We start from the raw sequence: 21,845 nt of genomic DNA, 5'->3' as shown, positions 1-21,845 counted from the left end.
TCGGGTTGGGCGACGGCAAGACCTTCAGGCCTCGGCCCGCCGGCGCGGACGGCCGGTCGTCGCACGACCCGATTCCGGGGCGCGCTCCGTGGACGCGGGGCGCCGTCGACGGCTCTGCCTGGGTGCCTCGGCACGCGACGACGCCGCCTCGGGCTGCGAGTCCTCGGCCGGGCGTCCCTCGTCCTCGTCGCTCTCCTCGACCTCGTCGCTGTCCTCGTCGCTGTCCTCGACCTCGTCGGCGGCGGCGATACCGGTCAGGTCGGCGAGCGGGGCTCGGGCGGCGACGGCGAGCTCCACGGCCTGTCGGGACGGCTCGTCGAGGGCGGCCTGCGCGAAGCGACGCTGGGCTGCGACCATGCGCTCGAGGACCTCGAACATCTCGTCGACGAAGACGGCGGCCGCCGTGGCGGATTCGATCTTGACGCCGTACTCAGCTTGACTGTCGAGTTCGTCAGCTTGACTGTCGAGTTCGTCAGCGCTCTGTCGGACGGTGCTCTGGTCACTAGTGGTGTCGGTACTGGACATGGAACTCCTCGGGCTCGCGGGCCGGGTTCGACCTCGCCGAGACGTGCCCATTGCGACCGCGACCTCACCCGCCCCCGAACCCAAGAGACGCCATCAGGGCGAGTGTCACCGACCAGCCGACGTCGGACCCGCGGGCATCCGCACGACACCGTCGCCGCCGACCGCCGAGCAGGACCTCGAAGCGTTGACACCGAGCACCCAGCAGTTCGGTGACCGCGTGATCAGTGCCCCGACGGACCGGTCCTGCGGGGCCGGCGGGCCGGCACGGGAGGAAGCTCCGCGCGTTCTGCGAGCTCGACGATCTCGTGGTGGACCCGGTCGCGGTGTTCGAGGGGCAGGAAATGCGTGCCGAACAGCGGGACGAATCGAGCCTGCGGAATCCTCGCGGTCACTGCGGCGATGTCGCCGGCGGATGCGGCGACGTCGAGGATGCCGCCGACGAGCGTGACTGGGAAGGACACGAAGTCGAGTTCCATCGCGGGGTGCTCCCCGGCGGCCAGGAGCAGGTCGGAGTACCAGCTCCACGGGTGGAGAGCGAAATGGCGGGCCACATCCGCCGAGGTGACGAGGTCGGGAGCGGCGGGGACGGCTCCGGCGCCGAGGACGAGCGCGGTGTCCAGCGCGGGCGGGGCCAGCGTCGCCGCCACCGGTCCCACCACTCGCAGGAGCCACGCCGCAGCCTGGGCGGCCACGTCACGCAGGACCTCGGGCGCGACCGGAGGACCGAACGCCCGGAACGATCCCCCGGGCACCCCGCCGACACCGAGGATGCCCGCCACCCGCTCGGGATGGGCGCGCGCGAACTCGAAGGCGACGTTCACGCCGACCGACCACCCGACCAGGAGGGCACGTTCGAGGCCCCCGGCGTCCATGACCGCCTCGAGGTCGGCCGCGTGGTCCTCCACGCGGACCCGGGTCGGGTCGACGGGGCGCTCGGAACCGCCCAGTCCACGGTGCCACCAGGATACGGCCCTGAACCCGCAGTCGACCTCGGCCAGCCGTGGCCACGCCGACGGGGGCGCGCCCAGACCGTTACTGATCACGAGCGGCACACCGTCGGCGCCGTTGCTCCATGCGTCCACAACCGTGCCGTCCCGGCTGACGACTCCCTCGGAAAACCCGCCCTGGTCGGAGCGCGACGACGGGATCAAGCGAGCTCCTTCGACGGCCCGGGACGGGGGAGATGCAGCGGGGAAGGACGAGGCTATCGACAGACGCCGAGGGGGAAGCCGAGCGCCCTTTCGGCGGCCAGGTCGGGGGGCATCACCCCGCCAATCGGGCGAGAGCGGTCGTGCGCGGTCCGGTCCCTTCGCGGAGCAGGCCACGACCAGTCGTCGTCGGGGCTCGGAGGTGCCCGTCTCCGATGGCCGGCGGGAGGTCAGCGGTGCCGCGGTTTCGTGGGTCACTCCCGGCGTTCGGTCGTTTCATCGCGACAGGGCCTCGGGCACTCTTGATCGCCGCGGCGAGTTGCTTGGTGACCGGCGCGGCCCGGTGGTGCCGAGGGTTCAACCTCGAGACCCGGCCCACCCCCACTCCCGAAGCCGACCGCCGGCGCGAGCGTGCGCTCGTGCCGTCCGCGTTGGCGACCGAACCGAAAGGGGCCGTGGATGACCACCGCCTATGAGACCGGACAACGCGGCGAACACGCTCCGAAGTCGGGGGCCACGCGACACGCCGACACCTCCGCCGCCGACCGCCTGCAGGACCGGGTGCACTGGGGCCCGGTGTGGGCCGGCGTGCTCGTTGCTCTGCCGGTCTTCCTCGTCCTGCAGCTGCTGTTCTTCGCCCTGAGCATCATCGACCTCGGCGTCAACGCCGAGGGCCAGAGCACCACGGCCAGCATCGTCAGCGCCGTCCTGGCTCTCATCGCCTTCTTCGTGGGCGGCCTCATGGCCGGCTCCACTGCCGCCTCGCGCGACTCGGACGAGGGGCTCCTGCACGGCGTCCTGACCTGGGCCGTGGGGATCGTCGCGATCCTCGGCCTCGCGCTGCTCGGCGCCGGAGCCCTGCTCGGCAACCTCAGCACCGCCGCCTCCCAGGTCGGCGGATTGCAGCAGCAGGCCGGCCAGGCCGCCGGCCAGGTCGACCCCACGCTGGCCCTCCAGGCCGCACACCAAGGGGCCGGCTGGGCCGCTCTCGCACTCGGCCTGACCGTTGTCGCGGCCGCCGCGGGCGGCTTGACCGGTCAGAAGATCGGCGCCGTCGAGCGCTGAGCCCGCGACCCGGCACGTCCGGGTCGGTAGAGCACGGGCCGGTGCGTGCGGATGCCATCCGCACGCACCGGCCCGTACCGATCGGGGGGACGCCGCCTCGCTCGCCGGACAGACGCCCGCGCCACGAGAGCTTTCAGCCGCCGGCACCGAGGGGGGGCTCTCGCGCTTCGGAGACTTCCTCCATCAGCGCCGGAACTGCCCGGCCTGTTGCCCGTAGCGTCGTTGTTGGCGTCCATGATCGACGCGGCGTGCCCCGGGCAGTCCGCGTACTCCTCCGGAGTGATCGGCGGCGGACCCACCTGCCCGCCCTCGTGTTCACCGTGCTCGTCGAGGTCGTCCCCGTCGTCGAATTCGTCGGCGAACTCGTCGGGCGTCGTCGGCGGCGGCGTCTTCGGGGTCCTGGTCGTCGGCGGTAGCCAGGGGGTCGAGGTCGACGGCCTCGGCAGGGTCCGGCTTTGGTACGGGGGTGTTGGTCATGTCGATCAGCCACGTCGTGGCGCTGTGGTAAGGCGGCTGGTCGATCGCCGGGGTCCCGGCGGTGTCCAGTTCGGCGAGCAGCGCCGTGCGGGCGGCCTGCTCGTCGCGGTCGCTGCGCAACCGGGCGACGGTGTGTTTCATGACGTCTTCGTCCATGTGCAGTCGCCCTGGAACTGGACGGGAGCGTCCGAGGACTTCACCGTGGCCCGGTCAGCATCTCGGCGGTGAAGACGCCAATCATCTCCCGCACCTTGTCCGGGCGCCCGGCGCCGGTCCAGATCACGGCCGCCTCGGCACGCACGACCGCGACCCCGTGCTCGACCGCGTGGCGCTCGAAGGCCGGCGCCTCCCTCATGCAGCCCTCGGCGTCGCCACCGGACCAGGCCAGGTAGCCGCGCATGTTGTGCAGCACCCCCTCGGCGTCCGGGATCACCGCGGTCTTCGCCGCGTCCTCGGCCTGGTCGACCAGCAACGGCGCGACCTGCAGGTTGTGCCGCAGCAGCTCCACGGCCAGCCGCCGGCTGGTCGGCCCCGGGCGGCGGCGACGCCCCGCCCGCTGGCCGGCGAACGGTCCGCGCCGGGCAGCCTCTGTTCCGGTTCATGGGTGGCTGCGCATCTACGGGCAAACCGGCAGCTCGCTCGTCGCGGGCCTGCTGTTCGAGATCTTGGTCGGGGTGCGGGTTTGGGTGCGAACTACCGTCCGCCGGGGCCTCGGGAGCGACTTTCATCGATCGCCGCGCAGCCAAAGTCGCTGGTAGCTGCCCTGGTCGACGGATAGGACCGTCCTCCTAAAGCGGGTGCCGCAGGTTCGAATCCTGCCGGGGGCGCCCCTCCTGACCAGCGGTTTCAGTACTCGGCGACCGGAGGTCGCGGCGTCCGGCGACGAAGTGAGAGGGTGTGCCCGCCTCGAACAGCCGACCTGCGACGGGCAGACGTCGGCCTCGGAACGCCGCCGGGCAACCGTCTCGGCGGCCGCGACGCCACGAGCGTCGCACCGCTCAGCGGGAGCGTGCGCTGGGGAGCTCCAGAGCCTCGGCCAGAGACCTCAGCGCAGGCACGTACTCGGCGCCGTCGCGCACGAGGACCTGGGCGCAGACGTGGTCGGCGCCCGCCTCGAGGTGGGCGGTGAGGCCCGCGGCGACCGTGGCGGGGTCCCCGTGAACCGCCAGGGCATCGACCAGCGCGTCCGACGCGGTGTCGAGGTCCCGCTCGGTCATGCCTTCCCGGATCAGGTTGTTCCAGTAATTGGTGAGCTTCAGTCCTCGAAGCGGGCGCGGACCGCCCGCCCCGGGCGGCGCGGGCTCTCGGGGTCGGGTCGGGACGGCGTTGGGGTCAGGCCTGCGGAATGATCCGGTCGGCGCGCAGCGCCTCGAATGCTCGGGCGAACGCGTCGAGGGTCCTGACGTAGCCGGTGAAGCCGGCCAGGCGGGACCGGGTCATGTCGGTGACGCACTCGATGTCGCGGCCGAGGTCGCCGTCGGTGTGCCAGAACGACGCGACCCGGTCGAGCCGGCTCTGCCGCAAGCCCTCGCGCTCGGCGATCCGGGCCCAGATGTCCTCCGTCCCGGCGGTCTGCTCGACGAGCGGGCGCGGCTTCTCCTCGAAGCCCTCCGGTTCGACGTCGAGCAGCTCGGCCAGGCGCGGCCACATCCAGCGCCAGCGGAAGACGTCGCCGTCGACGACGTTGAGGGCCTGGTCGTGGGCCGCGGGCGACCCGGCGGCCCAGATCATGTGGTCGGCGACCTGTCCGGCGTCGGACATGTCGGTCAGCCCGTCCCACTGCTGCGCCGAGCCGGGGAAGGTGAACCGGCGGCCGGTCTCCCGGCACAGCGCCGCGTAGACGGCGAGCGTCGAGGCGATGTTCATCGCGTTGCCCACCGCGTAGCCGACGACGGTGTGGGCGCGGTGGACGCTCCAGGTGAACCGGTGGCGCGCGGCCGCGGCGAAGAGCTCGTCCTCCTGGGCGTAGTAGAAGTTGGCGGCCTCGAGGCGCGGCTCGGTCTCGACGAACGGCGTCTCGGGCAGCGTCCCCTCCCCGTACGCCTCGAACGGCCCGAGGTAGTGCTTGAGGCCGGTCATCAGGGCGACGTGGGCGACGGTGCCCTCCGCGCCTGCGGCCTCGAGGACGTCGCGCACCATCGCGCCGTTGACCCGGATGTTGTCCTCCTCGGTCTCCTGGCGTGCCCAGGCGGTGAGGAACACCGAGGTCGGACGGGTGCCGGCGAGGACCTTGCGCAGGGCGTCGGGGTCGGTCAGGTCGGCGTGCAGCGACTCCACCTCGGGCACGGGCGAGGTGCCGCGTCGGGAGAGCCCCAGCAGGTGGCCGCCCTGCCGGGTCAGGCGCTGGGCCAGGGCGTGCCCGGCGATGCCGGTGACGCCCACGACGAGGGGACGGGACAGCGGGTGCATCGGTCGGAATCCTTTCGATGTGCCGGGCCGGGGCGTGTCCCTCGGCGGCAGGGCGTCAGGCGGAGCTGGTGACGGTGAGGCGGGCCTGGCGTTGACGCCGGTGGGCTGCCATGCGCACCGGCGCGTCGCTCCATCCGTAGCCGTCGGCTCCCTGGACCCGCTGGACGAGTGCGAGGAAGAGCCGCCCGCCGAGGACCTCGGTGCAGACTTGCAGGTAGGCGCCGTCCTGATCCTGCTCGTGGAGCACCCCGAGTTCGCGGTAGGCCGCGAGCTGCTCGGGTGGCAGTTCGAGGCGTGCCCCGAGGTCGTCGTAGTAGTTGTCCGGCATCCCCAGCAGGGGGGCGCCGGCATCTCGGGCCGCGCGGGCCGCGCCGACGACGTCGTCGGTGGCGAGCGCGACGTACTGCGGCTCGGTCACCCCGGGCGCCCAGCTACCGCGACGCAGCAGTGACACCGTCAGCGCCAGGCGCACCCGGCGGTCCGCGTCGGCCATGGCGCGGCTGCGAACCAGGCCGAACGGGGCCGCGAACTCTGCCGAGCTGGCGGGCTCGAGCCCGAGCACGCTGCGGTAGAACAACGTCGCCTCGTCGAACTGGTCGAAGGGTTGCGCCAGGCCGATGTGGTCCACACCCGTGATCCCGCCGGAGGTCGCGGTCCTCCCGGTCGGCGCGAAGTCCCCGGTCCAGGCGGCGTCGGCACCGATGGGGCAGAAGAACACTTCGGTGCCGTCCGGAGCGGTGACGACGGGCAGGTCGGCCTCGGACGGGGCGCGTTCGCGGGCAGGTCGGGGCGCGCCGAGACGCACGGCGCGGCGGGCGGAGGCGGCAGGATCGGCCGACTCGACGGCGAACGCGGAGATGGCCGCCCCGGAGCGGCCGGCCCGGTTGAGGAGGATCCGCGACGAGCCCTGCTCCCAACGCTGCACCGGCTTCGTGCGGTGCTGCCCGGTGCACGCGAACCCCAGGGCATCGAGGGTGCGGTCGAGCCCGGCGTCGTCGTCGGGGCCGACGGCGATCTCGACGAACGCGGGCCGGCCGACGCGCGGTGCGGGCTCACCGATCGGGTCGGTGCCCTCGCCCCGATGTGCCGTGGCCTCGGCGAGAGCCAGCAGCGACCGGTGGGCGTCCACGGCGGTGCGCGTGGGGTCGGCCTGGCGGAAGACGTCGTTGAACACCTCGAGCGAGAGCGGCCCGCGATAACCCGCGGCGAGGACCGGGGCGAGGAAGCCGGGCAGGTCGAAGGCTCCCTGCCCGGGGAACAGGCGGTGGTGACGGCTCCACTGCAGGACGTCCATCGACAGGACCGGGGCGTCGGCGAGCTGGCAGAACAGCAGCTTCTCGGCCGGGACCTCCGCGATGGGCGCGGGGTCCGAGCCCCGGGAGAGGATGTGGAAGCTGTCGAGGCAGAGCCCCACCGCGTCGTGGTCGGCGCGCTGCACCGCCTCCCACGACCGCTCCCAGGTGTTCACGTGCGCGCCCCACGCCAGCGCCTCGTAGGCGATCCGCATCCCGTGAGTCGCGGCCTCTTCGCCGAGGGCGTGCAGCTGGGCGCCGAGCCGGTCGAGATCGGCCACGGCGTCCCGCGCCACCGACGAGCAGACGAGCACCGTGTCGGCGCCCAGCGCCGCCATGACGTCGAACTTGTGCTCGGCGCGCCGCAGGTTGGCCGCGAACCGGTCGTCGTCGGTGGAGTCGAGGTCGCGGAAGGGCTGGTAGAGATCGATGGACAGGCCCAGGTCGGCGCAGCGCAGGCGGACCTCCCCGGGGGACATCGGGGACGCGACGAGATCCGGCTCGAAGATCTCGACGCCGTCGAAGCCCGCGGCGGCCGCAGCGCGGAGCTTGTCCTCCAGCCCCCCGGAGAGACAGACGGTGGCTACCGCGGTGCGGGGCGGACCTACGGGTTCAGGCGACATGACGCTCCTCCGGGCCCGCGCCGATCAGTCTCCTCAGATGCCGGAGCATCCGCTCGGGGTCGGGAGCGCGGCCGGTGAACAGTCGGAGGGCCTCGGCGGCTTGGTGCACGGCCATGCGGCCACCGTCGAGCGTGGGGCATCCCGCGCGGCGCGCGGCGCGCAGCAGGTCGGTCTCCAGCGGCCGGTAGACGATCTCAGCGACCCACAGGTCGGCGCGGAGCAGCTCGGCGTGCACCGGCAGCCCGGGGTGACCGGTCATGCCCACCGGGGTCGCGTGGACCAGCCCGCCGGCCGCGGAGAGCGCGGCAGCGACCACGTCGCCCTCGCCGGCGGCGCCGGCGACCGCGCGACCGGGGCCGAACCGCGCGACGAGCGCCGTCGCGAGCCGGTCGGCCTGGGCCGCGTCGACGTCGAGCACGGTGACGGTCCCGGCCCCGAGGGTGAGCAGCGCGTGTGCCGCGGCCGCTCCGGCGCCGCCCGCTCCGACCAGCGCAACACGTTCGAGCGACGCCCCGGGCAGGCCGTCGAGCAGACCGGACCGGAAGCCGGACCAGTCGGTGTTGTGTCCGATGCTGCGGCCGTCGCGAAACACGACGGTGTTGACCGCGCCGATCGCCGCGGCGTCGTCCGAGAGCTCCGCCACGTGGTCGAGGACCAACCGCTTGCACGGGTGCGTGATGTTCACCCCGGCGAACCCGGCGCGACGGGCTTCATCGAGCAGGTCACCCACGTCATCCGCGGGTCGCCCCAGGACGTCGAGGTCGACGAGCGAGTAGTGGCAGTCGACGCCGAGCTCGCGCGCCTCGCGCTCGTGCAGCGCCGGCGACAACGACGGCCCGATGCCGGCCCCGATCAGGCCCGCACGCACCACCACCGGCGAGTCGGTGTGCTCGTCCCGCACGCGTCAGCTCCTTCGGCGAATGTACCGTTCGGTTAGTTGTAATCGCTCGTCACCACGAACGAAACCCCGACCCATGGGAAGCTCACGCCGTGACCGGAGGACGACGATGACTGCGGCGAGCGCCTCCGGCACCCCCGAACGCCGCCGCGACGCCGAGCGCACCCGCGCCGAACTGCTCGACGTCGCCACGGAGGAGTTCGCCGAGCGCGGGTACACCGGCGCCCGGGTCGACGAGATCGCCGAGCGCACGCACACGACGAAGCGGATGATCTACTACTACTTCGAGAGCAAGCGCGGGCTCTACCTCGCGGTGCTGGAGCGGGCGTACGCCGGCATCCGGGCCCTCGAGCAGCAGCTCGACGTCGACCACCTCAACCCGGCCCGCGCGATGCGCGCTCTGGCCGAGCTGACCTTCGACCACCACGAGGCCCACCCGGCCTTCGTGCGGCTGGTGAGCATCGAGAACATCCATCACGCCGAGCACCTGCGGACCTCGCCCATCCTGCCGGGCCTCGCCGCCCCCGCCACCGACGTCCTCGAGCGGATCCTCGAGCGCGGGCGGGCGTCGGGCCTGTTCCGTCGCGACGTCGACGGGCTCGACGTCCACATGGTGATCAGCGCCTTCTGCATCTTCCGCACCGCGAACCGGCACACCTTCGCGGCCGTCTTCGACCGCGACCTGCTCGACCCCGCCCGGCGGCAGCACTACCGACGGATGCTCGGCGACTTGGTGCTCGAGTACCTGACCGCCCACGTCGGCCGGGACTGATTCGGCGCATCCCGTGGTCCGGGCCTTGACAGCCCGCTGCGACACAACTCACCATCCGGTACATAACCAGCTGGTTCATCAGCGCTCGGAACGGTCCGCACCGCCCGCCGTGTGTCGCATCGGAGCACCACGTCAGGAGCCCCCGTGTCCTCTCCCCCACCCGCCACGAGCGGGGCCGTCCCCCAGGCGCAGCCCCGCCGCGCCGCGCTCGCCGCCTGGATCGGCAGCGCGCTCGAGTACTACGACTTCTTCATCTACGGCACCGCGGCCGCCCTCGTGTTCAACAAGCTGTTCTTCCCCTCCTCCGCCCCCGCCACCGGCACGCTGCTCGCCTTGGCGACCTTCGGCGCGGGCTACCTGGCCCGGCCGTTCGGCGCCTTCGTGCTCGGACACGTCGGCGACCGCTTCGGGCGCAAGCGGGTGCTCGTGGCGACCGTGCTGGGCATGGGGGCAGCGACCTTCGTGGTGGGCTGCCTCCCGACCTACAGCCAGATCGGGGTGGCCGCCCCTGTCTTACTGGTGACGCTGCGCCTGCTGCAGGGATTCGCCGCCGGCGGCGAACAAGCCGGCGCGAACTCCAGCAGCCTCGAGCACGCACCGCCGCACCGTCGCGCCTACTACACGAGCTTCACGCTCGCCGGCACCCAGGCCGGACAGATCCTCGCCACCGCGATCTTCCTCCCGATCGCGGTGCTGCCGGAGCAGGCGCTGCTGTCGTGGGGCTGGCGAATCCCGTTCTGGCTCAGCGCGGTCGTCGTCGTGGCCGGCCTGCTGATCCGGCGCACGCTCGACGAAACCCCGGTGTTCGAACGCGAGCAACAGCGCGACGAGGTCGCCCGGGCTCCGGTGGCGGTGTTGTTGCGCGAGCACCTCGGCCCCGTCGTGCGGGTCGTGCTCGCCTCCACCGTCGCCACGGTGAGCACGATATTCACCGTCTACGCCCTGTCCTACGCGGTGAACACCGAGGGCCTGTCCCGCTCGGCCATGCTCTGGGTCGGGATCGTCGCGAATGTCGTCGCCCTCGCAGCGATCCCCGCAGCGGGTGCCCTGGGAGACCGGATCGGGCGCAAGCCGGTCTTCCTCGTCGGCACCATCGGCATGGCCATCACGATGTTCGGTTACCTCGGTGCCATCTCCGCCGGCAACTACGCGCTGATCTTCGTCATGGGCATCCTCGTGTTCGGGCTGGGCAACAGCGCCACCGGCGGGGTATGGCCCGCGTTCTACGGGGAGATGTTCCCGACCCGGGTCCGCCTCTCGGGCACCGCCATCGGCACCCAGATCGGGTTCGCCCTCGCCGGGTTCGCCCCGACCATCGCCGCGGTCCTCGCCGGCCCCAGCGGCCGCAACTGGGTCGCCGTGGCCGGATTCGTCGCCGTGGTCTGCCTGGTCAACGTCCTCGCCGTCGCGACCGGACGCGACTACTACCGCACCCCCACCGAGGAGCTGGGCGCCGAACCCGCCCCGCCGGCGCGCCCGACGAGGACTTCGGTCGCTCCCTGAGACAACTGGTCAAGGCGCGTCCAGCTGGCGTCGAGGTCTAAGTCAACTTCGGCTGATCTTGCTCCGGGTGCGGATTTGGGGGCGAACCACCGTCCACCACGGCCTCGGGATCGGCTCGTGCCCGTCATTGCGCCCGGATAGTCGCTGGTAGCAGCCCTGGTCGACGCGGTGGACCGTCCTCCAAAAGCGGGTGCCGCAGGTTCGAATCCTGCCGGGGGCACCCTCGGTCACCTGAGCGTCCCTGCCCGGTCCTTCGTGGCCTCGGCAAGCCCGACCGCGCGGCGCACCGGCGACTGCTTGTTTCGGGGGCAGTCACTTCGGCGGCAAGGTCCTGACGTAGGCGACGCCCTCGCCGACCCAGCCCCGCAGAGCCGCGTCGTCGAGCTGCTCGCGAGCGACCCGCAGCCAGCCGGTCATCGGCCGCCCGCGCATGATCATGGGCTCCACGCCGAGGCCTGCCAGCAGCTGATCCTCCCGCGCCGGGTCGACCCGGACCATGATTCCGCCCTGCGAGCTCGAGGCGACCGCCATGTGCCCGTCGAGCAGGAAGGCGAGCCCGCCGAACATCCGCTTCTCGGTGAGGCCCTCCTGCCCGTTCAGCGCCGCGCGGACGCGCTCCGCCAGCTCCTCGTCGTGGGCCACGCGCGGAGTATCTCCCACGATGGGCGGACAACCCGAAGCGTCACAATTCAAATATCAACATGCTGTCCACGGCGGGCTTCGAAGCCCCCACACCGACCCCGACCGAAATCGCTGACCCCACACCCCAGGTGTCCGCTCAGAGGGGTCAAGCCCCGGCACGCTTTCGCGCGACGCCGACCCGTGGCCCGGCCTGCCGGGAGGTCTGGCCGGCGGGCGGCGCTCCGGTCCGAGCGACCGCGAGCGCCGCCGATTTCGGCTCGTCGATGGTTCCGGATGTGTCTCGGTCCTACGGCGGCGCCTTCCTAACCTCGACGCGGCGAGCACGGGCATAGCGGGCCCCTGGTGCAGCACCGACAGCGGAGGAGTCTGTTCGCTGTCGCCCTGAGTGAGGGGGTGAGATGGGACGGGAGGCGACACCGGAGATCGCTGAGCTGCGACGGCTCGCAGCCCACGTCGCGGCCGGCTGCGATTGTCGGGATGCGGCCGAGCTCGACGCACGCATCGCCCAGCTCGAGCACCGGGTGGATGGGCTGATCGACACCCTGCTCTCACGCGACGTGATCGGCCAGGCGAAGGGCGTGTTGATGTCCCACCTCGCGGTCGATGCCGACGCGGCGTTCGAGCGGCTGCGGGAACTGTCCCGGGTCGCCGGCGTCGAGGTCGCCGAGCTCTCCTCGGCCTTCGTCGGTCAAGTGCGGGCGCATGGCCCGGCGTGCGCGGAGGACCGGCGGGCGATCACCGAGCTGCTGGACCAGCTCGCGGTGACGGTTCCGGCGCGCACGGGGGCCGGGCTGATCCGACGATGAAACCGGTGAGGCTGCCGCCGGTGTGGTCCGCCCCCGCACCTGGTCCTCGTACCCCGTCGTGACGATACTGTCGGCGTTCGCCTACCGGACCAAGCGCTCGCGTGGAGTTCGAACGGCGAGGCGGCTCATCGGGAGATCGTGTTGAAGATGCGCGGCGAGCGGGTCGGCGCGGCGCTGGTGGAGACCAGCGACCTGGGCGAGCTGGTCGAACAGGTCAACGGCCTGATGTCCGCTCACACGGTGACGCCGGGCAGGACCGGGGCCTTCACCGCGTCGGTGAAGGGCTTTCAGCGGCCCGGGCTCTCCGTATTCCGCATGAACTACGGGATGCCGGTGCGGCTGCGCGCAGCCCCGCTGACCGACTACCTGGCGGTGTGCGTACCTCTGCGCGGCTCGATGGCGGTACGACACAAGGGCATGTCGTTCAGAGTCGACGGTCGGCGGACCGGCTTCGTAGGCACTCCGGACGACGAGCTGGTCATGGACTGGGACGAGGGCCTCGAACTGCTCGTGATGCGTGTCGAGCTGTGCGAGCTGCGCAAGCTGGCCACACGGATGCTCACCGCGGAAGACGCCGAACCCGAGAGACTGCGGTTCGACCCGCTGATGGACTCCCCGGCCGCCACCACCGCCGTGATCAGCCAGGCGACGCTGCTCGAACAGCTCGTCGAGGTCACCGGGGCCGGGGCGGTCAACCCGCTGGCCGAGGCGCATCTGCGGGAAGCGGTCATGGGCACACTGCTCCTCGCGCACGACAACACCTGGCGCCGGCTGCTGACCACCCGCCGGACGGTGTCAGCGGCACGATCCCGCGTCCACCAGGCGGCCGAGCTCATGGCCGCGCGCGCCGGCGACCCCCTGAGCATCGGGCACCTCGCGAAGGAGGTCGGACTGTCGTCCCGCGCGCTGTACAACGGGTTCGTCCGTGAGTTCGACGCCGCTCCCAAGCGGTACCTGACCGGTCTGCGTCTCGAGCGGGCTCACCGCGAGCTCCTGGCCGCAGGACCAGGTCTGCGCGTCCTGGACATCGCTCACCGCTGGGGCTTCACCAATGCCGGCCGCTTCGCCGCCGCCTACCGGGAGCGCTACGGGCAGGCGCCCACAACCACTCTGACCGCCGGATCGGGTGGCGACCCCGACGATGCGGCTCCTTCGCCGATCGACTCGGCCCGTTTGAGCGAGCGGCCCCGGGTCTCGATAGATCAACTGGGGGTCGATGGGTCGGTGAGGGCCGAGGCGCCAGCCGGACTCTCGCGCTCGCCACGGTGGTCCGCGTCGTGAGCACAGGGAGAGCATGGGGATTCTCGGGTGGATCGTGTTGAGACTCGTCAGCGGTGGCTGCCCGATCGCGGGTGGCACGCGATGGCGCTCGACGGTGAGAAGCGTCCGGTGGACGCGTTGACCAGCAACATCGGCCACTATCTCTGGTCGGGGATCGTGCCGCCTGAGCGCGCCGGCCGCGTAGCCCGCCATCTGGTGGGGGAGACCGTGTGGACCGGGTTCGGCATCCGGACGCTCGCCCTCGGACATGGGCGCCTACAACCCCATGGGCTAGCCACACCGGGTCGGTGTGGCCGCACGACAACGCGCTGGTGGCCGCCTGGCTCATGCGCTACGGGCACGTGGCCGAGGCCCAGCAGGTGGCGCTGGGGATCCTCGATGCCGCCCGCGCGTTCGAGGGACGTCTGCCCGCGGTTCCACCCCGACCTGCCGTGCGGGCGGCTGGACCTCCAGGCCGGCACTTCCGACGGCGATGCTCCCGTTGCGGGTGGGCAACCTGTCCCTCGCGGGATCGCGGCTGGTGCTCGTCGATGAAGGTGGCTGGGACGTCCGCGTGCTCCCGCCGCACCTGACCCTGACTCCGGCGCCGGTCAGGAGGCCGGCCGCGCGGGCGGCCTCGATGGCCCACACCGGACCCTCGTTCGGGCTCATCCGCCCGAGGAAGACGGCGTGCTCGCCCCTTCTTCGCCCGGAACGGGAAGCGACCGGGCCGGACGCCGTTGGGCACGGTCGCCGCCCACCGCGCGGCCGGCAGGCGCTCGCACTGTGCGCGGGAGAGCGCGACCAACGAGCGGGGCGGGAGCTCCAGCCAGGGCGGCGCGACGACCGTCACGTGGAGCGGAAAACTCTTCGACCTCGACTGCGGGGAGGGCCCGTATCAGGGGGTGCGGCACGCGACGAGCCAGGTGGCGATGTCGTAGAGCTTGGTGTTGGTGGTCTGGGAGGCGCAGCGCAGGCGTGCGAAGGCCTCGTCGGCGTCCTCGTCGTAGCGGTGCATGAGGATGCCCTTGGCCTGCCCGATCACGTCCCGCCGGGCGACGGCCCTCTCCAGGTTCTCCACCCGGTCGGCCCCCGCGAGGGCAAGCGATGCGTAGGCGACGAACATCTGGGCGCTCCACCGGGTCCGCATCCGCGCCCGAGATTCGTCGAGGGCGTAGCGGGTCACGTGGAGGTTGAGCGCGCCCACCGGCCAGGTGCTCATGAAACGGACCGACAGACTGGCCCGCACGCCGTGACGGATGGCCAACGGGACGAACCGAGGCCACCGGGTCTCCGTGGCCGCGTTGGGGAGGATCACGGTGTCGGTGCCGCACACCGCGTCGATGCACGGACCCTCCGCCATCTGGAGCTGGGCCCGGTCGACCTGCGCCGCCTTCTGCGTGGTGGTCGCCCGACAGGCGAGCATCCCGTCACGCCCCCGCAGCGCGATGCCGGCGTCACGGATGTCCGGCACCACCGCGACCGCACCCGCGGTGATCTGGGGCAGCGCGTCCTCGACCCGCGCGGCGCCCGCGACCCCCCGAGCCGACGCCAGCAGCGCCTCCAGCAGCTCGTCGTCCCCGTCGTCGGACGCGGAGGACCATGTCGGTCCTGGCGTCCTCTCCGCCCACCTCGTCATCTGCCACCTCCGTGCGTTGGTCACCGTCGGTGGGCCACCGTGCACGCCAGGCGACGGGCCGGGCATCGGCCCGGCCGGTCACAAAGCACGGCTCGGGGCTCGCCTGCCGGACCGGGAGGTCCACCCGATGCGAGTCCGACGCGCATGGTCCATGGTCACGGGCTCCCCCGGTCATCTCCCCCGGGGCGTTGCAGCGCTGCGTCGACGGTGGGGTAGATCTCGAACAGGGTCTCGTCGTCGAGGACGGCCCGGGTCACCTCGGCTGCTCCGGGGTCACGGACGACGCGGAGGTCGACGTCCGCGTCGCCTGCCTCGTAGGCCAGATCGCGGAGCACGGCGGCGGCAGGCCCGGTGAGGCGGACGGCCGTGAGGTCGACCACGAGCGGGTGGACGGAGTGGGCCAGCAGAGCCCTGGCCTCGCGGCGCAGCTCAGCCGCGGCCGTCGCGTCGAGGGTGGCGCCGGCCGTGATCACTCGGGCACCGGTCGGCGAGTCAGTGATCGACAACCTCGGTCGGACGAGCCCGGGGTCGAGGCCGTCGCCGGTGGGACGGGGGTCGACCTGCTCATCCCCGGTGTCCGTCAAGGCTCCGCCCTCGCATGGTCGGCCGTCCGGGAACAGGCTCCCGAGCTGGGTTGTCGTGAACGCGAGACTTATCGAGCGCGACGTGCCGTGGTCCATCCGATCCCGGCAACTCCCGACCGTTCGGCGACCAGGTCTGATCCACGGCTGCGCAGTGTCGCCGCCGGCGGGCGCGAGTTGGGGTGGCCCTCGGCCAGGCGTCCGGCTCCCCGCCGCTTGCGCGCCACCGCGGCAGACAATCGGCCCAGCGGGCCCGAATTGTCGGCGCGGCGTCGGCCTGGAGGCACGAGATCTCGCGCCCACCGTCTGCGGCGCCGTCCCGGGGGCTATCACCTCCCCTGATTGAGGGAGACCTCGGCGACCCGGTCTCCCGCATGCCATTCGCTACGAGTCAGGAGATGGGTGTGCCGGACGAATACGGAACATTCGACATCCGACTGGGGCCGGTGCTCATCGACGTTCCACGCTCGATCGGCTATTTCGGCGGCGTCGGCGCCGCCGTCGCCCTCGGCATGGTCGATCCGCCCCTGGCCGCGTTCATTGCCGCGGTCCCCTTCCTCACGATGCTGACCCACCGCTCTCTGCCGGCGCCGGTCCGTTTCCTCGGGGAGACGCTCGAAGGAGCAGCGAAGCCCGTCGGCGGCGACGACGACGGCTATGTGTGGCTGCAGGACGATCAGCGCGACAGGGAGCGGGCGCACGCAGTCGCCGCGGCGGCCCGTCGCGGAGATGCCATCGACGGGCTGCCGCCCTCGGATCAGGCGAACGCCGGACCGCGCAGGGTCTGCGCGGGCGACCGGCCGCCGAAGCGCGCGCGATAGGCGACCGGGAACGCACGCGGGCGGAAGCCCCACGAGGTCGCCACCGCGGCCACCGTCGTCTCCCCGGGGCGATGGGCCTCGAGGTCGCGGTGCGCCCGCGTCATCCGGACCCGCGCGACGTCGTCGCGGGGCAGTAGGTCGCGATGGCGTCGCCAGCATCCCCGCAGGGCGAGGACGCTGAGCCCGGCGCGCGCCGCGAGGCTCCCCGGGGTCAGCGGTAGCTCCGGGTGGGCCTCGATCAGATCGAGGCTGTCCCGGACCACCCGCGGACCCCAGGTCGGGACCGGCGCGTCGAGGGCGTCGCGTTCGGGATGGTCGGTCAGGTGCAGCAGCCCGACCAGCAGCGCGTCCTGCAGGGCCTCCGCGCTCAACGGGTTCGCGAGCACCGATGCCGGACCGGGAGCGGCCGCGGCCACGGACCGGACCACGCCGGCCCAGGCTCGGCCGCTCGCCGGGCCCAGCACCGCCGACGCCGCCAGCCGCAGCGGTCGTTGCACCGTTCTGCCGAGAAGCGCCTCCAGCGCGTCCTCGAGCGCGGCGGCCCTGACCCGGACCAGGACGACGTCGGCACCGTCGCCCATGGCCATCCCTGCCTCGGCAGACGGGGTGAAGACGGCCGCCTGACCGGGACCGAGATCGAGCTCGCGACCGTGGTGGTCGGCGTGCAGCGGGCCCTGGACCGGCAGCCCGACGACGTAGCCGGGATCGTCGTCGACCCGCATCCGAACCCCCTCGGAGCAGCTGACCTCCTCGAGGCACAGCGGGCCGCGGGTGACCCGGTGCAGATGCAGGGTGAACCGGGCCTGCGGCGCGTGGTCGAGGCGTAGGGCCGCGGTCAGGTGCTCCTCGGCGCGACGCGGGTCGGTCTCGTCGACGTCCGAGAACTGGGTGCTGGTCATCAGAACACCTGCCGGAAGATCGTGGTCACTCGCTCCCAGTGCGCCGTTCCGGGATCGACGACCTCGGGGGCGACCACGCGGAAGGTCCGCGCGAGAGCGATGGCGAGCCCGCCGAAGAGCTCGACCAACACGTCCTCGGTCTCCTCCGAGAAGGTCACGTCGGCGGGCGGGCGACGCACGGTCTGCGCGAGCTGGGCCCGGATCTCGCCGGCCTCCTCGAGCTTGTCGAACTCCCGCATCCGCTCCTGGACCCCCTTCGTGAGGGGGAGATCCTGGGGTGCGATCACGTCCCGGCCGTTCCACGCGGCGGCGTTGCGGCCGGTGATCGCGATGTCGTCGATCATCTCGTCGACGAAGGCACGGAAACGCTTCACGTCGTTGCGATCGACCTTGATGTGTCCCACCGAGCGGAAGAAGCGTTGGAACAGCGGGACACCCGACGGGACGGTCATGTCAGCTCCTGCTGGTGACTCGGTTCAGGTACTCGTGCGCGAGGCGGACCGCCATGGCCCCCTCGCCGACCGCGGACGCCACGCGCTTGATCGACCCGCTGCGCACGTCGCCCGCCGCGAAGACGCCGGGGACGTCGGTCTCCAGCGTCGTCGGCGTGCGCTTGCTCGCTCCCCCGTCACCACCGTCGTCGAGGGCGTCGAGGGCGGGCCCGGTGCGGACGTAGCCGCCGTCGTCGAGGGCGACCGCCCCGGCGAGCCAGCCGGTGCACGGACTGGCGCCGATGAACACCATGACCTCGCGGGCAGGCAGCTCCGCGCGCGTCCCACTCGTGGTGTCCTCCACGACCACCGCCTCGAGGCAGCCGTCCTCGCCCTCGAGATCACGCACCTCGCTGTGCAGGTGCACCTCGATCCGAGGGTCGCGCAGAACACGATCGGCCAGGTACCGCGACATGGACTCGTCGAGTGAGTGCTCCCGTGCGATCAGCCGGACCGAACCGGCGTGGTCTGCGAGGAAGAGAGCGGCCTGGCCGGCCGAGTTCCCGCCGCCCACGACCACCACCGGGTCGTCCACGCACAGCTGGGCCTCGACGAGGGTCGCGGCGTAGTAGACGCTGGTCTGCTCGAACTCGTCGAGCCGTGGTATCGGCAACCGCCGGTACCAGGCTCCGGTCGCGACCACGACGGTGCGTGTGGGGATGACGTCCCCGCCGGACAGCCGGACGGCGAGGTGGGAGCCCGAGACGTCGAGCGTGACCGCATCGGCGGGTACGGTCGCGGTCGCGCCGAACTTCCGCGCCTGGACCTCGGCGCGCTCGGCGAGCTCGGCACCGGAGATGCCGGCCGGGAAGCCGAGATAGTTCTCGATGCGCGACGATCGCGCCGCCTGACCTCCGATGGCGACGGCGTCGAGTACCTGGGTGGACAGCCCCTCGGAGGCCGCGTAGACGGCCGCGGCGAGGCCGGCCGGTCCGGCCCCGACCACGAGGAGATCGCACAGCGCGGTCGTGGGCCGGTCGGAGCGCCGCCCGATGAGCGCGGCGAGCTCGGCGGTGTCGGGGTTGCGCAGCACCCGGTCGCGCCAGAGGACGACCGGGGTCTCCGCGGTCGTGATCCCGAGCCCGCGCAGCAGTGCCTCGGCCCCGACGTCCGCGTCGACGTCGACGAACCGATGGGGGACCCGGTTGCGCGCCGCGAACTCCCGCAGCCTGCGGGTGTCGGGGGAATACCGGGAGCCGACGATGCGGAAGCCGAGCCCCTCACCGATCGCGAGGGTGCGCCGTGCCAGGTAGGCCCGCAGGATCTCGTCACCGAACGCCGGGTCACGGACCAGGAAGTCCCGCAGGCGGTCCACGGGGACCGCGAGCAGCTCACCGGGATCCAGCACGACCGTCGAGAAGAAGGCGACCTCACCGGTCAGGAGGCCGAGCTCCCCGAGGAACCGTCCGGCTCCGTGCACGCGGACGAGCCGCTCCGCCGGAGTACCGGGCGACTCGACGACGGCGGTGCGGCCCGACAGCACCACGAGGAAGGACTCCTCGGGGCACCCCTCGGTGACGAGCACCTCCCCGCGGCGGGTCCGCCGGCGCGACCCGTACTGTCCCAGCTCCCGGATCCGCTCCTCGGACAGCCGGGGGTAGGCGCCCGCGAGGTCCGGGGTCTCGCCGGCCGGTGCCGCGGCGAGCAGACGCTCCACGTCATCGGCGGCGGTCGTCTCGGGGTTCATGCGAACGCTTCGTCCACGTAGCACCAGCGCCAGTGCTCACCCGGCTGCGCCGAGCGCACGATCGGGTGCCCGATCACGCCCGCGTGAGCGCGGGCGTGGCGCATCGGCGAGGAGTCGCAGCACCCGACGTGCCCGCACGTCAGGCACAGCCGCAGATGCACCCAGGGGGTGCCCATCCGCAGGCACTCCTCGCACCCGTCGGTGCGTGGGACCACATCGCGGATCCAGGCGAGGTGCGGGTCGGTGACCACGTCGCGCAGCTTGCTGCGCGGACCGGAGTTGATGCGCGTCACGAGGACTCCCGAGTTACGAGGTCGGGTCGCGGGCCGGGCCTCGCCCTGATCCGCGGCACCACCGTCACACCGGTGCGCCGCCTGACGAATCGGTCCGGCAGAGGCAATCTCGGCAGGTCCGCTCGACCCGGTGGGTCGGTCCGCCCGCCCGGCCGCACCGGCATCGTCGGTCCCCCTCGGCGAGGGGCGCCGGCGACCAGGACCTGAGTGGAGGCGCGCCGATGCCACCTGGCGGGCCGACCCCTTGCTCGTGGTCTGTGCGAGTCGGGCACCCGGCCCGGCCCCCCACCGTCACGCCTCCGGCGAGCACCGCCGCCCCGGCGCCGGGCACCCCCGAATGGGTGAGGGTGCCGGAGCTGACGCTGCTGGCTCAGGTGTTCCGCCGGATGGACGCGCGCATCGCACCTGCCGGCGCGCGATCGGGCGTCGTCCGTTGCCCCCGGTGCCTGCGTCGCAACCGGGTGCCCGCCGCCGGGACGGGCCTACCGGTCTGCGGGAACTGCCGCCACGCCGTGCCGTGGATCGCCGCCGCCGAGGACGACGACTTCGCGGCGGTGGCCGAGCAGGCGACGCTGCCGGTGGTCGTCGGACTGTGGGCCCCGTGGTGCGGACTCAGTTGGGCGGCCCGGGCCGTGCTGGAGCGGGCGGCCCTCGCCCGCCCCGGACAGGTCAAACTGGTCGAGGTGGACGTCGTCGCGGCGCCGCTGAAGGCGCGATGGTTAGTGGTGCGCACGGTCCCGACACTCCTGGTCCTGCGCCGGGGGCGGCCCGTCGCACGCCGCCACGGGACCCCGACCGGAGCCGAGCTGCGGACCTGGCTGGACGCGACGGTAGGGCCCGAGCCCGCGGCGGTGACCCCGGGGCCGTGACGCCCGTCCAGCACGATCAGGCGTGCGCGGCGCCCTGGTCGTCGACTCGGACCAGCGGCGTGTCGACGAGATGCTCGGCGACGAACCAGGCCTGCAGCTCGCCGGTCCGGACGACGTCCGAGACGAGCAGGTCGTTCGTTCCGTCGTCGCCCAGCTCCGCTACCCGGGCGGCCGCGTCGTGGGCCTCGGCGAGAATGGTCTCGTGCCCCTCCAGCAGCCGTGACAGCATCGCCGGCACGGCCTCCACCCCGTCGGGCGAGCGGGGGATGCGGGTGAGTTCTGCGACGTGGCGCGGGTCGCCGACGGCGACCCCGCCGAGGGTCTGTATGCGCTCGGCCAGGCTGTCGATCAGCTCGAGCTGCTCGCCGGCGTGCTTGTCCAGCATCAGGTGCAGTGAGTAGAACGTGTGCCCGCGCACGAGCCAGTGATGCTTCTTGTACAGCGCGTACAGGATCTGCGAGTCGGCCAGCACGCGGTTGAGCCGCCGGCATGAGTCGACGCGCGCCTCGTGGGACAGGGCCAGTGGGAGCAGCCGCACGGTCCCGAACGCCTGGAGCTCGCTGCCGTGCTGGTGCGGCCACGGCTGCGTCCCGGCCTGCGGCCGGTTCGAGATGGTGGTCATGGAACCTCCCTGGGTGTACCGGAGAGTCGAGTCTGTGCGCTGCGGGGACCTGGTTCGGCGGTCCGGAGGGGCGAATTCCACCTCACCGGCTCGGCCCGGGAGGTCAGGCCACCGGTTCGTCGGAGCCGGTGGCCCGGGGCTGACCTCCCGGGCCTAACCGACGGCGCGAGATTGCGCCCGCGAGACCGATTCGGTGCGGGACGGGCAGGGCGCACGGTGAGATCGCTCGGCAGCCGCCGAGGCGTCACCGAGAACGACCCGCGCAGGGTGGAGGCACTTCATGGCTCTCATGCGATTCGACCCGTTCCGTGAGTTCGACCGGCTCGCGGAGCAGACCCTGGCCACGGGAGCACGCGCCGCGCGCGGCATGCCGATGGAGGCATTGCGCCGCGGCGACGAGTTCCTCGTGTTCCTCGACCTGCCCGGCGTGCGGCGCGAGGACGTCGAGATCAGCGTCGAGCGCAACGTCGTGAGCATTCGTGCGAACCGCGCTCCGCAGCGGGCCGAGGGCGACGAGGTCATC

24 protein-coding genes are annotated in these 21,845 nt (G+C 72.5%); 8 read left to right on the top strand and 16 right to left on the bottom strand.

From position 1 onward, the window contains the following. Positions 1-24: 24 nt before the first annotated feature. Positions 25-525 (bottom strand): hypothetical protein, encoded by a 501-nt coding sequence (locus VGI02_RS20880; protein WP_331630439.1) that lies wholly within the window; start codon positions 523-525, stop codon positions 25-27. A 221-nt stretch (positions 526-746) separates the two neighbouring features. After that, positions 747-1,607: an alpha/beta fold hydrolase gene (locus VGI02_RS20875; protein WP_331630437.1), complete on the bottom strand. Its 861-nt coding sequence runs from the start codon at positions 1,605-1,607 to the stop codon at positions 747-749. Positions 1,608-2,132: 525 nt separating this feature from the next. Between VGI02_RS20875 and VGI02_RS20870 the strand changes: the two genes are divergently transcribed. Then, a complete protein-coding gene (locus tag VGI02_RS20870) occupies positions 2,133-2,738 on the top strand; it encodes a hypothetical protein (protein ID WP_331630435.1) in 606 nt (201 codons plus the stop codon). Positions 2,739-3,053: 315 nt separating this feature from the next. Here the strand turns inward: VGI02_RS20870 and VGI02_RS20865 are convergent, their stop codons facing one another. The 6 genes from VGI02_RS20865 to VGI02_RS20840 form a co-directional block, all read right to left on the bottom strand. After that, positions 3,054-3,356, bottom strand: coding sequence for a hypothetical protein (locus VGI02_RS20865; protein WP_331630433.1), 303 nt, complete (start codon positions 3,354-3,356; stop codon positions 3,054-3,056). Between the two features lie 55 nt (positions 3,357-3,411). Then, positions 3,412-3,723, bottom strand: coding sequence for a hypothetical protein (locus VGI02_RS20860; RefSeq protein WP_331630431.1), 312 nt, complete (start codon positions 3,721-3,723; stop codon positions 3,412-3,414). Between the two features lie 490 nt (positions 3,724-4,213). Further along, positions 4,214-4,432, bottom strand: coding sequence for an LLM class oxidoreductase (locus VGI02_RS20855; RefSeq protein WP_331630429.1), 219 nt, complete (start codon positions 4,430-4,432; stop codon positions 4,214-4,216). Positions 4,433-4,547: 115 nt separating this feature from the next. Beyond that, positions 4,548-5,624, bottom strand: coding sequence for an SDR family oxidoreductase (locus VGI02_RS20850; RefSeq protein ID WP_331630427.1), 1,077 nt, complete (start codon positions 5,622-5,624; stop codon positions 4,548-4,550). Positions 5,625-5,679: 55 nt separating this feature from the next. Beyond that, positions 5,680-7,539, bottom strand: a complete 1,860-nt coding sequence (locus VGI02_RS20845) for a sugar phosphate isomerase/epimerase and 4-hydroxyphenylpyruvate domain-containing protein (RefSeq protein WP_331630425.1) — start codon at positions 7,537-7,539, stop codon at positions 5,680-5,682. Then, on the bottom strand, positions 7,529-8,440 hold the full coding sequence (locus tag VGI02_RS20840) for a shikimate dehydrogenase (RefSeq protein ID WP_331630423.1): 912 nt from the start codon (positions 8,438-8,440) through the stop codon (positions 7,529-7,531). The genes VGI02_RS20845 and VGI02_RS20840 overlap by 11 nt, the downstream gene beginning before the upstream one ends. A gap of 106 nt (positions 8,441-8,546) precedes the next feature. Here VGI02_RS20840 and VGI02_RS20835 point away from each other — a divergent pair, with 106 nt between their 5' ends. Both VGI02_RS20835 and VGI02_RS20830 read left to right on the top strand, forming a co-directional pair. Beyond that, positions 8,547-9,209, top strand: coding sequence for a TetR/AcrR family transcriptional regulator (locus VGI02_RS20835; protein WP_331630421.1), 663 nt, complete (start codon positions 8,547-8,549; stop codon positions 9,207-9,209). A 144-nt stretch (positions 9,210-9,353) separates the two neighbouring features. Continuing rightward, complete coding sequence (locus VGI02_RS20830) at positions 9,354-10,712, top strand: MFS transporter (RefSeq protein ID WP_331630419.1); 1,359 nt, start codon at positions 9,354-9,356, stop codon at positions 10,710-10,712. 312 nt (positions 10,713-11,024) lie between these two features. On the opposite strand, the gene VGI02_RS20825 is transcribed toward VGI02_RS20830, so the two are convergent. Continuing rightward, positions 11,025-11,354, bottom strand: a complete 330-nt coding sequence (locus tag VGI02_RS20825) for a TfoX/Sxy family protein (RefSeq protein ID WP_331630417.1) — start codon at positions 11,352-11,354, stop codon at positions 11,025-11,027. A 398-nt stretch (positions 11,355-11,752) separates the two neighbouring features. Between VGI02_RS20825 and VGI02_RS20820 the strand changes: the two genes are divergently transcribed. Both VGI02_RS20820 and VGI02_RS20815 read left to right on the top strand, forming a co-directional pair. Beyond that, positions 11,753-12,160, top strand: coding sequence for an ANTAR domain-containing protein (locus VGI02_RS20820; protein ID WP_331630415.1), 408 nt, complete (start codon positions 11,753-11,755; stop codon positions 12,158-12,160). A gap of 147 nt (positions 12,161-12,307) precedes the next feature. Then, a complete protein-coding gene (locus VGI02_RS20815; protein ID WP_331630413.1) occupies positions 12,308-13,441 on the top strand; it encodes an AraC family transcriptional regulator in 1,134 nt (377 codons plus the stop codon). 877 nt (positions 13,442-14,318) lie between these two features. Here VGI02_RS20815 and VGI02_RS20810 read toward each other — a convergent pair. Continuing rightward, positions 14,319-15,059 carry an ANTAR domain-containing protein gene (locus VGI02_RS20810; protein WP_331630411.1) on the bottom strand — a complete coding sequence of 247 codons (741 nt, stop codon included), beginning with the start codon at positions 15,057-15,059 and terminating at the stop codon, positions 14,319-14,321. Between the two features lie 155 nt (positions 15,060-15,214). Then, complete coding sequence (locus VGI02_RS20805) at positions 15,215-15,532, bottom strand: STAS domain-containing protein (RefSeq protein WP_331630409.1); 318 nt, start codon at positions 15,530-15,532, stop codon at positions 15,215-15,217. 506 nt (positions 15,533-16,038) lie between these two features. Between VGI02_RS20805 and VGI02_RS20800 the strand changes: the two genes are divergently transcribed. Continuing rightward, entirely contained in the window at positions 16,039-16,461 is a 423-nt protein-coding gene (locus VGI02_RS20800) for a hypothetical protein (protein WP_331630407.1), read from the top strand. Here the strand turns inward: VGI02_RS20800 and VGI02_RS20795 are convergent. The 4 genes from VGI02_RS20795 to VGI02_RS20780 are packed head-to-tail and all read right to left on the bottom strand — an operon-like array spanning position 16,398 to position 19,798. Continuing rightward, on the bottom strand, positions 16,398-17,360 hold the full coding sequence (locus VGI02_RS20795; protein WP_331630405.1) for an AraC family transcriptional regulator: 963 nt from the start codon (positions 17,358-17,360) through the stop codon (positions 16,398-16,400). The two genes, VGI02_RS20800 and VGI02_RS20795, sit on opposite strands and share 64 nt — an antisense overlap. Further along, positions 17,360-17,812: a DUF1931 family protein gene (locus tag VGI02_RS20790; RefSeq protein ID WP_331630403.1), complete on the bottom strand. Its 453-nt coding sequence runs from the start codon at positions 17,810-17,812 to the stop codon at positions 17,360-17,362. Before VGI02_RS20790 ends, VGI02_RS20795 begins: the two co-directional genes overlap by 1 nt. Before the next feature lies 1 nt (position 17,813). Continuing rightward, positions 17,814-19,538, bottom strand: a complete 1,725-nt coding sequence (locus tag VGI02_RS20785; RefSeq protein WP_331630401.1) for an FAD-dependent oxidoreductase — start codon at positions 19,536-19,538, stop codon at positions 17,814-17,816. Then, on the bottom strand, positions 19,535-19,798 hold the full coding sequence (locus VGI02_RS20780) for a UBP-type zinc finger domain-containing protein (RefSeq protein ID WP_331630441.1): 264 nt from the start codon (positions 19,796-19,798) through the stop codon (positions 19,535-19,537). The genes VGI02_RS20785 and VGI02_RS20780 overlap by 4 nt, the downstream gene beginning before the upstream one ends. Positions 19,799-20,172: 374 nt before the next feature. On the opposite strand from VGI02_RS20780, the gene VGI02_RS20775 reads away from it, so the two are divergent. Continuing rightward, positions 20,173-20,700 (top strand): thioredoxin family protein, encoded by a 528-nt coding sequence (locus VGI02_RS20775; RefSeq protein WP_331630399.1) that lies wholly within the window; start codon positions 20,173-20,175, stop codon positions 20,698-20,700. Between the two features lie 16 nt (positions 20,701-20,716). On the opposite strand, the gene VGI02_RS20770 is transcribed toward VGI02_RS20775, so the two are convergent. Continuing rightward, entirely contained in the window at positions 20,717-21,322 is a 606-nt protein-coding gene (locus VGI02_RS20770) for a Dps family protein (protein WP_331630397.1), read from the bottom strand. Between the two features lie 280 nt (positions 21,323-21,602). Between VGI02_RS20770 and VGI02_RS20765 the strand changes: the two genes are divergently transcribed. Beyond that, on the top strand, positions 21,603-21,845 hold a 243-nt coding region (locus VGI02_RS20765), incomplete at its 3' end, for an Hsp20/alpha crystallin family protein (RefSeq protein ID WP_331556872.1).

Source organism: Actinomycetospora sp. (genome assembly GCF_036497245.1).
Taxonomy (GTDB): Bacteria; Actinomycetota; Actinomycetes; order Mycobacteriales; family Pseudonocardiaceae; genus Actinomycetospora.
The sequence above is the reverse complement of the archived record's forward strand: the minus strand, read 5'-3'. Positions and strand labels throughout refer to the sequence as shown.

What these genes read in the sequence shown, in the direction of transcription:
- VGI02_RS20880 (WP_331630439.1), bottom strand. Translation starts at nt 525, where the DNA reads ATGTCCAGTACCGACACCACTAGTGACCAGAGCACCGTCCGACAGAGC.
- VGI02_RS20870 (WP_331630435.1), top strand. Translation starts at nt 2,133, where the DNA reads ATGACCACCGCCTATGAGACCGGACAACGCGGCGAACACGCTCCGAAG.
- VGI02_RS20865 (WP_331630433.1), bottom strand. Translation starts at nt 3,356, where the DNA reads ATGAAACACACCGTCGCCCGGTTGCGCAGCGACCGCGACGAGCAGGCC.
- VGI02_RS20855 (WP_331630429.1), bottom strand. Translation starts at nt 4,432, where the DNA reads ATGACCGAGCGGGACCTCGACACCGCGTCGGACGCGCTGGTCGATGCC.
- VGI02_RS20850 (WP_331630427.1), bottom strand. Translation starts at nt 5,624, where the DNA reads ATGCACCCGCTGTCCCGTCCCCTCGTCGTGGGCGTCACCGGCATCGCC.
- VGI02_RS20845 (WP_331630425.1), bottom strand. Translation starts at nt 7,539, where the DNA reads ATGTCGCCTGAACCCGTAGGTCCGCCCCGCACCGCGGTAGCCACCGTC.
- VGI02_RS20835 (WP_331630421.1), top strand. Translation starts at nt 8,547, where the DNA reads ATGACTGCGGCGAGCGCCTCCGGCACCCCCGAACGCCGCCGCGACGCC.
- VGI02_RS20820 (WP_331630415.1), top strand. Translation starts at nt 11,753, where the DNA reads ATGGGACGGGAGGCGACACCGGAGATCGCTGAGCTGCGACGGCTCGCA.
- VGI02_RS20815 (WP_331630413.1), top strand. Translation starts at nt 12,308, where the DNA reads ATGCGCGGCGAGCGGGTCGGCGCGGCGCTGGTGGAGACCAGCGACCTG.
- VGI02_RS20810 (WP_331630411.1), bottom strand. Translation starts at nt 15,059, where the DNA reads ATGACGAGGTGGGCGGAGAGGACGCCAGGACCGACATGGTCCTCCGCG.
- VGI02_RS20800 (WP_331630407.1), top strand. Translation starts at nt 16,039, where the DNA reads ATGGGTGTGCCGGACGAATACGGAACATTCGACATCCGACTGGGGCCG.
- VGI02_RS20795 (WP_331630405.1), bottom strand. Translation starts at nt 17,360, where the DNA reads ATGACCAGCACCCAGTTCTCGGACGTCGACGAGACCGACCCGCGTCGC.
- VGI02_RS20790 (WP_331630403.1), bottom strand. Translation starts at nt 17,812, where the DNA reads ATGACCGTCCCGTCGGGTGTCCCGCTGTTCCAACGCTTCTTCCGCTCG.
- VGI02_RS20785 (WP_331630401.1), bottom strand. Translation starts at nt 19,538, where the DNA reads ATGAACCCCGAGACGACCGCCGCCGATGACGTGGAGCGTCTGCTCGCC.
- VGI02_RS20770 (WP_331630397.1), bottom strand. Translation starts at nt 21,322, where the DNA reads ATGACCACCATCTCGAACCGGCCGCAGGCCGGGACGCAGCCGTGGCCG.